Source organism: Paramesorhizobium deserti (assembly GCF_001558695.1).
GTDB classification, from domain to species: Bacteria; Pseudomonadota; Alphaproteobacteria; order Rhizobiales; family Rhizobiaceae; genus Paramesorhizobium; species Paramesorhizobium deserti.
This window is the reverse complement of record NZ_LNTU01000034.1, coordinates 349,620-365,483: the sequence shown is the minus strand read 5'-3', so window position 1 is coordinate 365,483 and position 15,864 is coordinate 349,620. Positions and strand designations below refer to the sequence as shown.

Below are 15,864 nucleotides of genomic sequence, written 5' to 3'. Positions count from 1 at the left end.
ATGCATGAAGCTTTTTCACGGAACTGTATTGTAGTGGGATAATCGACACGGCAGGTTCGCGCGAAAACCGGCCCGATCCAGCGGGATAAGCGGGCTTATTCCAAGTAGACGGGTTCAATCTTCGCCCGGAATGCTCTATGTCGGAGACAAGTGTGGAACCGGGCAGAACAATTGGCGAAAGTTGTGGTCAGGAACAGGAGTGGCAGAGGCTATCTGGCCGATCCGATTCACTCGCGGCTTTTTCGCAATCTCGTGCGTATCATTCTGGTCCTCGCCGCCACGCCTGTTTTTCTGCTTTTCATCTATCTGATCCCGTTCGTGCATCCCGTCTCGACGCTGATGCTGAAGGATCTGGCGACGCTCAACGGCTATGACCGGCGCTGGATGCCGATCGAAGAGATGTCGCCCGTCCTCGTCAATTCGGTGATGGTATCGGAGGACGGCCAGTTCTGCGGTCATTCGGGCATCGACTGGCGTCAGCTCAATGCGGTGATCACCGATGTGGTGGACGGCGAAAGAATGCGCGGCGCCTCGACCGTCACCATGCAGACGGTGAAGAACCTTTTTCTCTGGAACGGCCGTTCCTTCATCCGCAAGGCGATCGAGCTGCCGCTTGCAGTCGTGGCCGACCTGATATTGCCGAAATGGCGCATCATGGAGATCTATCTGAATATCGCCGAATGGGGGCCGGGCATCTATGGCGCGGAGGCGGCCGCCCAGCATCATTTCGGGCGCTCGGCTTCACAGCTTACGGCGCGGCAGGCGGCCTATCTCGCGGTGACGCTGCCCAATCCGATCCTGCGCAACCCGGCAAAGCCCAGCCGGGCGATGCAGCGCGTGGCCCGTGTCGTCGAGGCGCGGGCGCAACGGGCGGGCGCCTATGTCGGCTGCCTGCAATAGAAACGACGTAAAACCGTATGGCAAATGACAAATAATTTGCTGATTACGCTGGTCAAACAGTCCGGTTGCGTGTATAGGCACGCGAACTTTCCGGAATTTTGTCCGATGTGACAGGCTCCGCCGGAGCCGGGCCGGACCTTTGTTGACTGATCAGTGGAGCAGAATCCATGGCTGTACCTAAACGAAAAACCTCTCCGTCGAAGCGCGGCATGCGCCGTTCGGCCGATGCGCTGAAGGCTCCGACCTATGTCGAAGACAAGAACTCCGGCGAACTGCGCCGCCCGCACCATATCGACCTGAAGACCGGCATGTATCGCGGCCGTCAGGTTCTGACGCCGAAGGAAGGCTGAGTTTTCTGCCAATTTCGGTAGCGGATAATAAAAAGACCGGCTCGAGAGCCGGTCTTTTTATTTGCACTCATATTAGGTTTCAGCCGGCGTCGGCGACGAAACCCGCAGTCTCGATGCCCGCCACGGCCGCGGCTTCGTCATTGTCGGAGGTGTCGCCGGAAATGCCGGCAGCGCCCAGGATCTCGCCCTTGGCATCCTTGATGAGGACGCCGCCCGGAACCGGAACAATGCGGCCGCCGGAAACGCCGGACAATCCTTCGAGGAAATGCGGCCGGTCCTTCGCCTGATTGTGCAGCCACCGCGAGCCGACGCCGACAGCGAGGGCGCCGAAGGCCTTGCCCGAGGCGATCTCGAAACGCAGGATCGAGGTTCCGTCCTGCCGCTGAAAGGCCTTCAGATTGCCGCCGGCATCGAAGACGGCGATCGCGAGCGGCTTCAGCCCCATCTCATTCGCTTTGGCAAACGCGCCCTTGATGATCTGGTTCGCCTTGTTGAGTGTCAGCCGGGCCATGGGATTCTCCTGAAAATTGCATGAAATGGCACGGCCTTTTTAGCGCAAACGCATGCGAATGCACGGCAAAATCCGGAGATTTCGGGAAAAACTGTTTGTCCCGGCGCGGCGCGCCCGCGCGCCGACGTTATTTGGCGATCTGGTCGATCTTGCGCTGCATGGCCGCGATCTGCTCCTTCAACTCGCGCAGATCGTCGCTCGACTGCTGCCTGGCAGCTTCGGATTCGTTCTTCGTCGTTTCCTCGGTCTTGCCGTTGGGCGAACCGCCGAGCGGGAAGGGCGTGAACATGCGCATCGCCTGGCTGAACATCTCGGTATTGCGGCGCACCTGCTCCTCGATCAACTTGACGGGGAAGTCCATCCGCATCAATTCGGCCGGCGATTTGCCGAAGGCAGAGGTGAGCTGCTCGCGCATCCGCTCCTGCTCGCGTGTGAAAGCGGCCATCGTCTGTTCGAGATAGCCCGGCACGATCATCTGCATCTGGTCGCCATAGAAGGCGATCAACTGGCGGAGAAACGGGATCGGCAGCATGTTCTGGCCGTCCTTGTTCTCCAGTTCAAAGATGATCTGCGTCAACACGCTATGGGTGATATCCTCGCCCGTCTTGGCATCCTGGACGCTGAACTCCTCGCCCTTCTTGACCATCTCCGCTAGGTCCTCGAGCGTGACATAGGTGCTCGTGCCGGTGTTGTAGAGCCGGCGATTGGCGTATTTCTTGATAATGGTATGGTCCGATTTCGATGCCACGAGCGCCTCCCGATCAAATTCTTATCGTTGGTTGTATTCTCCCAATCGAAGGATAGGCCCAAAATCAGCACATTTCAAAGCGTTTTGTGCAATGCAAAGGCGGGTTCATTGTGCAGTGCCCTTGCCAAGGCGGCTATTCTCGTTCCATCTTTACTCCAAAGCGACCAGAGACCGGGCCACACCGGCACCTAGGAGGATACCTATGAGCAGCTCGTCCGGGAACGGCAGCATCGTCATCGCCAGTGCGGCGCGTACGCCCGTCGGTTCGTTCAACGGCGCCTTTGCCAATATTCCCGCGCATGAATTGGGCGCGGTCGCCATACGCGAGGCGCTGTCACGTGCCGGTGTCGAGGCTGCAGAGGTCGATGAGGTGGTGCTGGGGCAGGTGCTGACCGCGGGCGAAGGGCAGAACCCGGCGCGCCAGGCGGCGATTGCCGCGGGGCTTTCCAATGAAACCACCGCGTGGTGCTTGAACCAGCTCTGTGGCTCGGGCCTTCGCGCCGTCGCCATTGGCATGCAGCAGATTGCGACGGGCGACGCGAAGGTGATCGTCGCCGGCGGGCAGGAATCCATGTCCATGGCGCCGCATTGCGCGCATCTGCGCGGCGGCGTGAAGATGGGCGATTTCAAGATGATCGACACGATGATCAAGGATGGCCTGACCGACGCCTTCTATGGTTATCACATGGGGATCACGGCAGAGAACATCGCCCGGCAATGGCAATTGAGCCGCGAGGAGCAGGATCAATTCGCCGTCTCGTCGCAGAATAAGGCCGAGGCCGCGCAGAAGGCCGGGCGCTTCAAGGACGAGATCGTCCCGGTGACGGTGAAGACCCGCAAGGGCGACGTGGTGGTGGAGGACGACGAATATATCCGGCATGGCGCAACGCTTGATACGATGGCCAAGCTGAGGCCGGCCTTCGACAAGGAGGGCACGGTGACCGCCGGCAATGCCTCGGGCATCAATGATGGCGCCGCCGCCGTGGTGCTTTTGAGCGAAGCCGAGGCCGAGCGGCGCGGCATCCAGCCGCTGGCGCGGATCGTTTCCTGGGCGACGGCGGGGGTCGATCCCTCGATCATGGGAACGGGCCCGATCCCGGCGACGAGAAAAGCGCTCGAAAAGGCGGGGTGGAAGGTTGCGGATATCGATGTGGTGGAGGCCAACGAGGCCTTTGCGGCACAATCCTGCGCGGTCGTGCGCGATCTCGGCCTCAATCCTGAGATCGTCAATGTCAATGGCGGCGCCATCGCCATCGGTCATCCGATTGGCGCATCCGGCGCCCGCATCCTCAACACGCTGCTCTACGAGCTGAAGCGGCGGGAAGCCAGGAAGGGCCTCGCGACCTTGTGCATCGGCGGCGGCATGGGCGTCGCGCTTTGCGTCGAACGCCTGTAAAAAATACAGAGTAAACCGACTGCGAATGACAGTCGGAAAATATAAGGAAGGGGAAAATGGGAAGGGTCGCACTGGTCACAGGCGGATCGCGCGGTATCGGCGCGGCCATCGCTACCGCCTTGAAGAAGGCCGGCTACAAGGTGGCCGTCAATTATTGCGGCGGCGATGAGGTGGCGGCGCGCTTCAGCGCCGACAATGACATCCCGGCCTATCGCTGGGATGTTTCGGACTACGAGGCTTGTGTGGCGGGCATTGCTCGGGTGGAGGCCGATCTCGGCCCTGTCGACGTGCTGGTCAACAATGCCGGCATCACCCGTGATGCGATGTTCCACAAGATGACGGTGGACCAGTGGAAGGCGGTGCTCGGCACCAATCTCAACGGCGTCTTCAACATGACGCATCCGCTGTGGCCGGGGATGCGCGAGCGCAAATTCGGCCGCGTCATCAACATCTCCTCGATCAACGGCCAGAAGGGGCAGGCGGGGCAGGTCAATTATTCGGCCGCCAAGGCCGGCGATATCGGCTTCACCAAGGCGTTGGCCCAGGAGGGCGCACGGGTGGGGATCACCGTCAATGCAATCTGTCCGGGCTATATCGGCACGGAGATGGTCCGCGCCATGGACGAGACGGTGCTGAAGGAGCGAGTGCTGCCGCAGATCCCGGTCGGAAGGCTGGGCGAGCCGGAGGAGATCGCGCGGATCACCGTGTTCCTTGCCTCGGACGAATCCGGTTTCATCACCGGCTCCACCATCACCGCGAATGGCGGACAATATATCGTCTGAACGAGCTTGCGGCTCTTGTGCTCCAGAACGGCACAAATGGTTAATGCCATGCGTGGTCGAGCCGGACTGGAGATGGAATTTTCTTCCTTCCTATGGAGATATCGCGTGTGGAAGCACTATATCTGGTGCGAACAAAACAGGAAACTCGCTGAAGAAGCGATTCGTCGCCGATTCGTTCCGTATTTGGTCGACAAATTAACGCAGTAGCAGCCGGAAGCTTCCCTTACCATTAAGCAACCGTAAGGAATCATTACGATTTTCTTAAAATTCGATCTCACCGGCAATTTGTCCTTGCACGCCTTGCGGCAAAGGTTAACGCTTGTGTTCTCATATGGTGTCGCGTTCGCCCGATCGATTCAGCATGTGGTGGAAAGATGCGGGAGCGCTACCATATATCGCCGTGAACAAAGAGGGAATCGATGGGAGTCAGCGATTCGTAGCCGATTCGTTCCGTTCACGTTCCGTTTCTTAACAGGCGAAAGCTTTAGGACATTCCAGTTTCGATGCGCTGCCGATAATGGTATCGCAGGGTTTCTGGAGTCCGATCCGTATAAAAGATGAACCATCAGCCTGCCAATGAATTGCCTCTGATCCTCTCCGGCCGCGATGTGACTGCCGTGCTGGGGCCGACCAATACCGGCAAGACCCATCTCGCCATCGAGCGCATGCTGGCGCATGAGAGCGGCATGATCGGCTTGCCGCTCAGGCTGCTGGCGCGCGAGGTCTATGGGCGGATCGTCGAACGCGTCGGGTCGGCAAATGTCTCGCTGGTGACGGGCGAGGAGAAGATCGTGCCGCCGGGCGCGCGTTATTCCGTGTGCACGGTCGAGGCGATGCCGCGCTCCACCGATGTTGCCTTCGTCGCCATCGACGAGGTGCAACTGGCGGGCGATCTCGAGCGCGGCCATATCTTCACCGACCGCATCCTGCATCTGCGCGGGCGGCAGGAGACCCTGCTTCTCGGCGCGGCGACAATGCGCGGCATTCTGGAAAAGCTGCTGCGCGGCATTTCCGTCGTCACGCGGCCGCGCCTCTCGCATCTTGCCTATTCCGGCTCGAAAAAGATCACCCGCCTGCCGCGCCGTTCGGCGATCGTCGCCTTTGCGGCCGACGAGGTCTATGCCATTGCCGAACTGATCCGCCGCCAGCGCGGCGGTGCGGCGGTGGTGATGGGCGCGCTTTCCCCGCGCACGCGCAATGCGCAGGTCGCGCTCTATCAATCGGGAGACGTCGATTTCCTGGTGGCGACCGACGCCATCGGCATGGGCCTCAATCTCGATGTCGATCACGTCGCCTTCGCGCAGAACCGCAAGTTCGATGGTTATCAGTTCCGCAATCTGTCGGCGGCCGAACTCGGCCAGATCGCCGGCCGCGCCGGGCGGCACCTGCGCGACGGCACCTTCGGCGTCACCGGCCAGGTGGATCCGTTCGATGACGAGCTCGTGGAGAAGATCGAAGCGCATGCCTTCGATCCCGTGAGGGTTTTGCAATGGCGTACCGCGCGGTTCGACTTCTCTTCCATTGAGGCGCTGCGCCGTTCGATCGACATGCCCGCGCCGGTGGAGGGGCTGGTCCGTGCATTGCCTGCCGTCGACAGCCAGGCGCTCGAATATCTGTCGCGCGATGGCGATGTTGCCCGGCTGGCGGATACGCCCGCGCGTGTCGAAAAGCTATGGGATACGTGCGCGCTGCCGGATTACCGCAAGATCGCGCCGGCGCAGCACGCCGATATCATCGCCACGATCTATAATGATCTTGTTCGCCGGGGTCATGTGGACGAGGATTATATGAGCGCACAGGTGCGTCTGGCGGACCGAACCGATGGCGATATCGATACGTTGTCGCACCGTATTGCCCAGATTCGCACCTGGACTTTCGTGTCGCACAGGCCCGGATGGCTTGCCGATCCGACACATTGGCAGGAAAAGACGCGCGAAATAGAGGACAGACTGTCCGATGCGCTGCATGAACGGTTGACGAAACGCTTTGTAGACCGCAGGACAAGCGTGCTCATGAAGCGTCTAAGAGAGAATGCCATGCTTGAAGCCGAAATCAGCCCATCCGGTGACGTCCTCGTCGAAGGCCACCATGTCGGGCAATTGGAAGGGTTCCGTTTTACCGCCGACACGCAGGCCGAGGGGTCTGATGCCAAGGCGCTGAAGGGGGCTGCCCAGAAGGGACTCGCCGCCGAGTTCGAACGCCGGGCCGAGCGGTTCGCCGCATCAGCCAATGGCGATTTCGCGCTTGCGTCGGATGGCGTGGTGCGCTGGATCGGCGCGCCTGTCGCCACGCTGGTCGCAGGCGAGGACACGCTCAAGCCGCGCGCCGTGCTTCTGGCCGACGAGCAACTGACAGGGCCGGCGCGCGACAAGGTCGCTGCTCGCATCGATCGTTTCGTGGCCCATCATCTCGAAACGGTGCTGAAGCCGCTCTATGATCTTGCCGGTGCCGATGCGCTGACCGGCATGACCCGCGGGCTGGCCTTCCAGCTTGTGGAAAATCTCGGCACCCTGCAGCGCCGCGACGTTGCGGAGGAAGTGCGCGGTCTCGATCAGGATTCGCGCGCGGCGCTTCGTCGTCTGGGTGTACGCTTCGGCGCCTACCATGTCTTCGTGCCGGCGCTCCTGAAGCCTGCGCCGTCGGGGCTGATCACGCTGCTCTGGGCGCTGAAAGAAGATGCACGCGAGCGTCCCGGTTATGGCGACGTGGTCAATGTGCTGGCCGCCGGCCGCACGTCGGTCGTCACCGATCCGGCGTTCGATCCGGCTTTCTACAGGCTCGCGGGTTTCCGCATGCTGGGCCGGCGCGCCGTGCGTATCGATATTCTGGAGCGCCTGGCCGACCTCATTCGTCCGGCCCTTGGCTGGCGCCCGGGTTCCGGGCCGCGTCCGGACGGCGCCTATGACGGCAGCCGCTTCATCGTCACCCCGGCCATGATGTCGATCCTCGGCGCGACGGCCGACGACATGGAGGAGGTGCTGCGCAACCTCGGCTATCGCCACGAAGCGGTGGACGCGGCCGGTGTGACGGCGAAGCTCGCCGAACTCGATGCCGTGGCAGCCGCAGCGAACAGCGCTGCCGTTCCCGCCACCGAGACGGAGAAATCTGCCGTGCCACCGGCGGAACCGGTTGGCGATTGGCCCGTTGCGCTGGAGGAAAAAGCCGAAGCGCCCGCGGTCGTGGTGGAAGCGGCTCCGGCGGTGAAACCCGAGGCCACCGTCTCCAGCGATGCCCCGGCTGAAGAGGCAAAGCCGGTGCTGCTGTGGCGGCAGGGCCGCTTCGAGGGACGCGGACGACGGCCCGATCAGGCGCGCAACCGCCATCGCGGCAATAGCGGACAGGCTGCTGAGGGCGCCGGCGGAAAAGACGCGGAACAGGGCGACCGCCGCAACAATTTCCGTGGCAAGCAAGGCCAGGGCGGCAAGGACGGGGGCAAGCGCTTCCACAAGGGCCAGCCGGGAGACGGGCGGCATGAGAACCGCGACGCGCGCAAGGGCGGCGGCGGGAAAGGGCATCACCCGCACCGCGACGGCGGCAAGCATCACGAGCGGCAGGAACGCCCGGTGAAGATCGATCCCGATTCGCCCTTTGCCAAGCTGGCAGCGCTCAAGGAACAGCTGAAGAAGTAGGTCCAGACCCTGATGACGGCGAGCGACAGGCAGCGCATCGATAAATGGCTGTTCTTCGCGCGCGTCGTCAAATCCCGGTCGCTGGCGGCTAAGCTCGCCACCGGCGGACGGGTGCGCGTCAATCGCGACAAGGTGGACCAGGCTTCGCATCCGGTGAAGGTCGGCGATGTGCTGACCGTCACGCTCGAACGGCGGATCCTCGTCTACAGGATTCTCGCCACCGGACACCGCCGCGGCCCGGCAGAGGAAGCGCGGCTTCTCTACGAGGATGTTTCGCCGCAGCCTTCGCCGGGCGATGGCGGGCAGGCGGGGGCGAAGGAATTGCCGCCCGTTCGCGATCCCGGCAGCGGCCGCCCGACCAAAAGGGAGCGCAGGGAGACCGATCGTCTCCGCGACCGGGGTGAACCCGAATAGGAGGCAGATCCGCCCCGGTTTTCGCCTGCCGTGCGTCGTTAGGACGCATGAAGAGCGTTGTAAGCCATTGAATGCGCACTGTGCATCTGGAAGCGTTGTTCCTGCCTTCCGGGGTCGTGAACTAGCAAAATATTCCACGTTTTATGACGATCGCAGGGATGGTTTCGCGTTCTGCGGTGAAGCGTCGCCAGGACGGCCCTGTCCTCTTGCCAGCAGGCTATAAAATCGCTACCTCACGCCCTATATTTTGAAAAGACGCCTCAGGGAGTTCGACAATGACCTATGTCGTGACCGACAATTGCATCCGTTGCAAATATACGGATTGCGTTGAGGTCTGTCCGGTCGATTGCTTCTATGAAGGCGAGAACATGCTCGTCATCAATCCGGACGAGTGCATCGATTGCGGCGTTTGCGAGCCGGAATGCCCGGCCGAGGCCATCAAGCCGGATACCGAGCCCGGCCTCGATAAATGGCTGGAAGTCAATGCGGAATATGCGAGCAAGTGGCCCAACCTGACGGCGAAGAAGGAAGAACTTCCTGAAGCCAAGGAAATGGACGGCGTCGCGGACAAGTTCGAGAAGTATTTCTCCGCGGAGCCGGGGGAAGGCGACTGAGCGCCACGAGCCTCCCTCGAAATTGCCGGTCGATAAAAGGCTTGCAAAAACGCCTCGCTTGCCGGCTCATTTTTAGCACTTGCGGCAAATTGTTGATTCTTTCAGCTTTTTGTGGTAAGGTTACGTTCATAATGTCGATGACTGGACGTCAGCTCGTGGCGCAGATGCGTTAATCACCGAAAGGCTGTTTACCTTTTCCCGGACTTCAACAGTGCCGGGCGGAAATGTGCGACTGATGTTCGCTTTGGTTTCCGTCCTTCTCCGGGGAAGATGTCGCGCTTTCATGATTTTCGCTTTTCAGGAAAGAGTCGGCAGACCGGCTGTCCCGCATTCTCGGGCCGCCGGCTTACCATGTGTCAACCGGCGGGGGCCGCCGGGCACAACAGGGAGTAATGAAGCGTATGACATCCCAGCAGAAAAAGCCCGCGACGCGTCAGGGTTTCAAGACGAACGAATATATCGTTTACCCCGCGCACGGCGTCGGCCAGATTGTGGCTATCGAAGAGCAGGAAGTGGCGGGCCACAAGCTTGAACTTTTCGTAATCGACTTCCAGAAGGACAAGATGCGCCTCAAGGTGCCGGTCGCCAAGGCGTCGACTATCGGCATGCGCAAGCTGTCCGAGACGGATTATGTCGATCGTGCGCTGAAGGTCGTGCAGGGCCGCGCCCGCATCAAGCGCACCATGTGGTCGCGCCGCGCGCAGGAATATGACGCGAAGATCAATTCCGGCGACCTGATCGCCATTTCGGAAGTGGTGCGCGATCTCTACCGCGCCGAGAACCAGCCCGAGCAGTCCTATTCCGAGCGTCAGCTTTATGAGGCTGCACTTGACCGCATGGCGCGTGAAATCGCTGCCGTCAACAAGATGTCGGAAACCGAGGCTGTCCGCCTGATCGAGATCAATCTTGCCAAGGGGCCGAAGCGTGGCGCCAAGGCCGAAGCCGAGATCGAGGAAGACGAGGCGGAAGCGGCGTAACAGCGCGTTTCTCGCATTTACCTAAAAAAGCCCGGCATCCGCCGGGCTTTTTGTTTTGGGGGCCTTTATGTTTCCCGTCCCGAGCGAATGCGGAGCTTCCGAAGCGTACAGCGACCCTAAAGGACGCGCGTCGGCATATGAATTGCGCAGAATTGCGGAACCGCTGGGGGCTTTCGTGCGTTTGCACGATGGCCAGAGCTTCCTCGGCCATTTTCTTTTTGTCTGAAATCTCCATGGCCGCCGCCGGCCAGATTCAGGAGAACGATATGAAGCAGATCGCCGAAAGCCGCTCCCCCGCTCTCAAATCATCGCCTGGACGATCATCCTCCGGGGCGTCCTCCCTGAGCCAATCGATGATGCGTAGCGCCATGACCGCACCCTATCTGGAGCGGGACGAGGAACGGGAACTGGCGATCCGGTGGCGGGACGAGCGGGACCAGGAGGCGCTGCACCGCATAACCTCCGCACATATGCGGCTGGTGATCTCCATGGCGGCGAGGTTCCGCAAGTTCGATCTGCCGATGAGCGATCTCATCCAGGAAGGGCATGTCGGGCTGCTGGAGGCGGCAGTCCGTTTCGAGCCGGAGCGCGAGGTGCGATTTTCCACCTATGCGACCTGGTGGATCAGGGCGGCAATGCAGGATTACATCCTTCGCAACTGGTCGATCGTGCGGGGCGGCACCAGTTCGACGCAGAAGGCGCTCTTTTTCAATCTGCGCCGGCTGCGCGCCCGGCTCGTCCAGGGAGACGAAGCCTTATCACAGGCGGATATCTATCATCGCATTTCCATTCGTCTCGGCGTGCCGACGGCGGATGTCGAGCTGATGGATTTCAGGCTTTCAGGACCCGACAGTTCGCTCAGCACGCCGATTTCATCGGATGAGAGCGGCAATGCCGAGAGGATGGATTTTCTTGTCGATGAGAACCCGCTGCAGGATGAAATCGTGGAAGGCGCGATCGACTCGGAGCGGCGATCATCCTGGCTGATGCAGGCGCTGACAGTACTCAACGAGCGCGAACTGCACATCATACGCGAACGTCGCCTCGACGATGAAGGCGCGACGCTGGAAGCGTTGGGCGTGCGTCTCGGCATATCAAAGGAACGCGTGCGCCAGATCGAGAGCCGCGCGCTGGAAAAATTGAAAGCCGCACTGTTGAGCAAGCACGAGCTTTCGGCTTATCAGGCGTGACTCTAGTGAGATAGGGAGTAGGGAGATAGTACCTTACTTTCCTATTCCCTATCTCACTACTCACTAATTATCTTCACCCGGTCGCCGACTGAAACGGCACCGCCTGGCGGGAGAGCATTGAGCAGGCGGAAGAGGTCGAGCTTGCGGTCGGTGCCCTGCATCCTCGCCGCCAGCGTTCCGATGGTTTCTCCCGGCTTCACGGTCACCACACGAATACGCAAGGGCTTGATCGCCGCCTGTTCCGCGGGCGACAGGACCCTGAAGCTCCGGGTAACGGCCTGTGAGGTCGGCAGGAGAGCCGAGCTTCCCTTCGGTGCGGCCGTCAGGAAACGATAGACCTTCTCGCCGGCGCTGACGACCAGGATATCGAATTGCCACCGGTCAGCGCTGGCGCGGGCCGTTGCCGCCGGCATGCCGTTGAGCATCGTCGGGCGGACCGTCGATTCATCGAGCCCCGACACCCATCCGCTCTTGATATAATCGGTGAGGCTCGAACCGCTGGCGAGCTGCGCACCATCGAACCTTATCGCTATTTCGCCCGGCCCGGTCGCCATCACCGCATTGGCCGAATTGTCGATGCTGAAGCCGGTGGGAACGGTGAAGGTCACGCCCAGTTTGGGGTGGAGGAAAGTGCGGCCGCGCACATAGCCTTCGTCCGGCGTGTCGCCGTAGAGGATGCCGTCGATACCGTTGAGAAAAGCGTCGCGGTCGGTGGTGCCGACACCCGGCGCGCCGATCCTGCGCGCGTGCCCCATGGCAAGCTCGATGCGCTGCGGCGTTGCCGGATGCGTCGCCAGGAAGTCGAGGCTGGCATCGGTGGCGCCGGAAACCGAGCGGAAGCTTGTATAGGCTTCCATGGATTGCAGGAAACGGGCAGAGGCGAAGGGATCATAGCCTGCTTCGCCGATCGACTTTATGCCGACGGCATCCGCCTGGAGCTCCTGGTTGCGCGAGAATTGGGCAAGCCGCAGCTTGCCGCGCAAGAGCGCCTCGCGCCCCGCAATGTCGTCATGCAGCACCTCGGAGACGACACGGCCAGTAATGGCGGCTTCCGCCTCCTTCTGCTGGCGCTGGATGCCGTGATTGGCGGTGACATGCGCCATCTCATGGGCAATGACGGCGGCGACCTCGGCGGAATCATTAGCAAGCGCCAGGAGCCCACGGGTGACGTAGACATAGCCGCCAGGCAAAGCGAAGGCGTTGATATTGGGCGAGTTGAGGATGGTGATGCGATAAGTCTGGTTCGGATTTTCCGAAACGAGCGTCAGCTTGCCGACGATCTTGGCGACCATGCGCTCGAGCTTCGGATCCTTATATTCACCGCCGTAAGTCGCGAGGATGCGGGGGTGCTGCTGGGCACCGAGCTTGGCCAGCCGGTCATTGCGGGTGACGTTGTCGACGGTGACGGGATTGGCGGAGGGGCCGAGCGCGGCCTCCTGCTTGCTGAGATCAAGCGACTGGCAGGCCGACAGAAGGACGAGCAGAAACATGCCCGGAATGGTTCCTGGCGACAGCAATCGTTTCGTGTGGCGCATTGTTGCGCATGCTGGTTCCGACTGCGAATTCAGAATCGTGTCCTCGCCGTGATTCCTCGTGTGCCGCCTTTGCTCTCCTCACGCTAGCAGAGAGCGTGCAGCGCACAAGAGCGGTTGGTGGCCGATGCAGCTTCTTGCCGCCGATTAGGGGCAAAATATGTCAAATCTGCCGCATATGCGTCCAAAAGAACGCAGCGTTACTGCCGAATTCATCCGTTACAAGATCATGCGGTGGTGCCCATATAGCGCTTCAGCGCTTCCGGACCAGTCTCCGAGAGCAGGTCTTTTGCGTTGCCGCTTGCGGCAATCATACCATTTTCCAGGAAAAACAGCAGGCTATCCATATGCAGTGCATCTTCCGGATGGTGCGTGACCATCAGCACTGTCATTGCCGTCTCCGCGTGCAGCGCCTTCACGAGATCGAGCATCTGGACGCGCAGCGCCGGCCCGAGCGAGGCGAAGGCCTCGTCGAGCAGCAGGACGGGGCGATTGCGGACGAGCGCGCGGGCAATCGCCACGCGCTGTCTTTCGCCGCCCGAAAGCGTTTCGGGCTTGCGCTTTTCCTTGCCGGTGAGGCCGACGCGGGCGATGGCGTCGGCGATAGCCGCGCGATCGGCGGCGGTCAGCTTCAGTTTCGGCGAGCGGCCCAGCCCGATATTCGCTTCGACGTCGAGATGGGCAAAGAGATTGTTTTCCTGAAAAACCATTGAAACCGGCCGTTCCGCCGGCGGGAGCCGCGTGACATCGACGCCGCCAATGAGAACCTTGCCGGCCTGCGGCATCTCGAAGCCGGCGATCAGATTGAGAAGCGTCGACTTGCCGGAGCCGCTGGGGCCGATGATGGCGGCGATCTGCGAGGCGGGCACGTCCAGGTCGAAATGCATCCGCATCTCGCCATAGCTGAAGCGGATCTCCTCGAGCGTGACTTCCGCTCCACCTTTCTTGCCGGTCATGGCCTCTCTTCTTTGCGCGGGCTGGCTTGCGATCCGCGGTCGGCCAGCATCATCAGCCCGAGGCTCAGAACCCCCAGAATCAACGCCAGCCCCGCTGCATCCAATGTGCGATAGCTGCCCATACGCTGCAACAGGAGATAGGGCAGGGTCTGCACCGCGTCGCTGCCGAAAAGCGCGATAGTGCCGAGATCGCCGAGCGAGAGGGCCATGGCGAAGGCGAAGGCGACGCTTAAGGGACGGCGCAGCACCGGCCAGTCGACGAGCCGCAGGCGCGTCCAGCCCGATATACCGAGCTGGGCGCAGAGCCGGTTGTGCCTGGCGCTCTCCGTATCCCATGTCGGGCGCAGGAGCCGCACGGCAAAGGGCATAGCCATGGCGGCATTGACCGATATCACCATCCAGGGCGCGAAATCGAACGGATCGGCGAAATGGCGCAGCAGGATGAACCAGCCCGCGCCGATGATGATCGGCGGCACGACGAGGATGAGGCTCGCGCCGGTATCGAGCCCGCGTTCGAAGAAGGATTGCTTTCTGCCCATCTTCCTGCCTGATGCCACCGCCTCGCGGGCGGCGACGAGGGCGAGCGAAAGGATGACGGAGAGAAGCGCGGCCGCCCCGCCCAGGATAAGGCTGGTGGCTATCGCGCGCCAAACGGAACGTTCGCTAAACAACCTGCCGAAATCGGCGACGAGGCCCGAGATGACCATGCCGGCAATCGGCAGGGCGACGAAGAGGAAGGCGAGAAGGATCACGGAAAGGTCGATGAGCCGCTCGCCGGGCCTGAGCTTTTCATAACGGCGCGTGGTGATGGCAAGCGAGAATCCTTCTTCGGTCGGTCTGCCGGTAAGGCGGAACAGGAAGAGGATGGCGAGCGTCAGCGCCAATTGGGTAAGTGTCAGGGCAACGGCCCGGCCGATATCGAAATCATAATGCAGGGCCTGGTAGATCGCCACCTCCAGCGTCGTGGCGCGCGGGCCGCCGCCGAGCGTCAGCACGATGGTGAAGGAGGTGACGCAGAGCATGAAGACAAGGCCCATGATGCCGGGGAGGCTACGGGCGATGGCAGGCCATTCGATAAGGCGGAAACGGCTCCCGCTGCCCATGCCGAGCTGGGCCGAGAGTTTCCAATAGTCAGGGGGAATGGAATCGAGCCCGGCGAGCAGCAGGCGCACTGCGAGCGGCAGATTGAAGAAGACATGCGCCAGGAGGATGCCGGTCAGGCCGTAAATGTCAGGGGTGAAGCCGAAATCGAAATAGTGCGCGGTTTTGGCGATGAAGCCGGCGCGGCCATAGATGCTGGTGATGCCGAGCACCGCGACGAGGGCAGGCAGCGCGAGCGGCAGGGCGAAAAGCCTGAGGATGAAGGCGCGGCCGATGAAATGCTGATGTGCATGGAGCGCACGGGCCACGGGGAGGGCGAGGCCGACGGATAAGAGTGTCGAAAGCAACGCCTGAAGAAGCGTAAAACGGGCCACCCGCCAGAGATAGGCATCGAAAGCGGCAAAAGCGCCGCTCTCGTCGCGAGAGGCTTCGAAGGCGAGTGAGAATAATGCGCCACCGGCGAGCAGTGCCAGGAAGGCAAGGGCGATAGCGCCTGCGAGGGGTTTTGCGGGGAAGGTTGTTCGGGGGATCAACGACATGCGTTGCGGGACAGCGCCCCCCTCTGCCCTGCCGGGCATCTCCCCTTCCTCCAGTCGTCATCCTCGGGCTTGACCCGAGGATCCATGGAAAAAGAGGAGGAAGCGATATTATCATCCGTGACGGGATCGTAATATAGCAAGCGAGCTATTGAACTGCGCTCGCTTGCGGGAATGCGCTCTCGTGGCGGGAAGTTTTGTGCTCCCTTGCCGTGGATCCTCGGGTCA

13 protein-coding genes and 1 pseudogene are annotated in these 15,864 nt (G+C 61.5%); 9 read left to right on the top strand and 5 right to left on the bottom strand.

The window, feature by feature from the left end; translation table 11 throughout:
- The first annotated feature begins 171 nt into the window (after nucleotides 1-171).
- On the top strand, nucleotides 172-900 hold the full coding sequence (gene mtgA, locus ATN84_RS18015) for a monofunctional biosynthetic peptidoglycan transglycosylase (protein WP_068883198.1): 729 nt from the start codon (nucleotides 172-174) through the stop codon (nucleotides 898-900).
- Between the two features lie 167 nt (nucleotides 901-1,067).
- Nucleotides 1,068-1,250 (top strand): 50S ribosomal protein L32, encoded by a 183-nt coding sequence (gene rpmF / locus ATN84_RS18010; RefSeq protein ID WP_068883196.1) that lies wholly within the window; start codon nucleotides 1,068-1,070, stop codon nucleotides 1,248-1,250.
- 79 nt (nucleotides 1,251-1,329) lie between these two features.
- Here rpmF and ATN84_RS18005 read toward each other — a convergent pair whose 3' ends face one another.
- Both ATN84_RS18005 and phaR read right to left on the bottom strand, forming a co-directional pair.
- Nucleotides 1,330-1,761, bottom strand: a complete 432-nt coding sequence (locus ATN84_RS18005) for a GlcG/HbpS family heme-binding protein (RefSeq protein WP_068883194.1) — start codon at nucleotides 1,759-1,761, stop codon at nucleotides 1,330-1,332.
- A gap of 127 nt (nucleotides 1,762-1,888) precedes the next feature.
- Nucleotides 1,889-2,509, bottom strand: coding sequence for a polyhydroxyalkanoate synthesis repressor PhaR (gene phaR, locus ATN84_RS18000; RefSeq protein ID WP_068883192.1), 621 nt, complete (start codon nucleotides 2,507-2,509; stop codon nucleotides 1,889-1,891).
- Between the two features lie 202 nt (nucleotides 2,510-2,711).
- On the opposite strand from phaR, the gene ATN84_RS17995 reads away from it, so the two are divergent.
- The 7 genes and pseudogenes from ATN84_RS17995 to ATN84_RS17965 all read left to right on the top strand — a co-directional run bounded on the left by ATN84_RS17995 (nucleotide 2,712) and on the right by ATN84_RS17965 (nucleotide 11,511).
- Nucleotides 2,712-3,905, top strand: coding sequence for an acetyl-CoA C-acetyltransferase (locus tag ATN84_RS17995; protein WP_068883190.1), 1,194 nt, complete (start codon nucleotides 2,712-2,714; stop codon nucleotides 3,903-3,905).
- A gap of 56 nt (nucleotides 3,906-3,961) precedes the next feature.
- A complete protein-coding gene (gene phbB / locus ATN84_RS17990) occupies nucleotides 3,962-4,687 on the top strand; it encodes an acetoacetyl-CoA reductase (RefSeq protein ID WP_068883188.1) in 726 nt (241 codons plus the stop codon).
- A 557-nt stretch (nucleotides 4,688-5,244) separates the two neighbouring features.
- A pseudogene (locus ATN84_RS17985) lies at nucleotides 5,245-8,023 on the top strand (helicase-related protein); the annotation flags it as partial.
- A 305-nt stretch (nucleotides 8,024-8,328) separates the two neighbouring features.
- Nucleotides 8,329-8,730, top strand: a complete 402-nt coding sequence (locus tag ATN84_RS17980) for an RNA-binding S4 domain-containing protein (protein WP_068883185.1) — start codon at nucleotides 8,329-8,331, stop codon at nucleotides 8,728-8,730.
- 275 nt (nucleotides 8,731-9,005) lie between these two features.
- Nucleotides 9,006-9,344 carry a ferredoxin FdxA gene (fdxA, locus tag ATN84_RS17975; RefSeq protein WP_068883183.1) on the top strand — a complete coding sequence of 113 codons (339 nt, stop codon included), beginning with the start codon at nucleotides 9,006-9,008 and terminating at the stop codon, nucleotides 9,342-9,344.
- A gap of 401 nt (nucleotides 9,345-9,745) precedes the next feature.
- Nucleotides 9,746-10,321: a CarD family transcriptional regulator gene (locus ATN84_RS17970; RefSeq protein ID WP_068883181.1), complete on the top strand. Its 576-nt coding sequence runs from the start codon at nucleotides 9,746-9,748 to the stop codon at nucleotides 10,319-10,321.
- Between the two features lie 266 nt (nucleotides 10,322-10,587).
- Entirely contained in the window at nucleotides 10,588-11,511 is a 924-nt protein-coding gene (locus tag ATN84_RS17965) for an RNA polymerase factor sigma-32 (protein WP_068883567.1), read from the top strand.
- 56 nt (nucleotides 11,512-11,567) lie between these two features.
- On the opposite strand, the gene cdlP is transcribed toward ATN84_RS17965, so the two are convergent.
- From cdlP to thiP, 3 genes are all read right to left on the bottom strand, one after another.
- Nucleotides 11,568-13,046, bottom strand: coding sequence for a cell division protease CdlP (gene cdlP / locus ATN84_RS17960; RefSeq protein WP_068883179.1), 1,479 nt, complete (start codon nucleotides 13,044-13,046; stop codon nucleotides 11,568-11,570).
- Nucleotides 13,047-13,270: 224 nt separating this feature from the next.
- Nucleotides 13,271-13,999, bottom strand: a complete 729-nt coding sequence (gene thiQ, locus ATN84_RS17955) for a thiamine ABC transporter ATP-binding protein (protein WP_068883177.1) — start codon at nucleotides 13,997-13,999, stop codon at nucleotides 13,271-13,273.
- Nucleotides 13,996-15,639 carry a thiamine/thiamine pyrophosphate ABC transporter permease gene (gene thiP / locus ATN84_RS17950; protein ID WP_068883565.1) on the bottom strand — a complete coding sequence of 548 codons (1,644 nt, stop codon included), beginning with the start codon at nucleotides 15,637-15,639 and terminating at the stop codon, nucleotides 13,996-13,998. The genes thiQ and thiP overlap by 4 nt, the downstream gene beginning before the upstream one ends.
- Nucleotides 15,640-15,864: the final 225 nt, after the last annotated feature.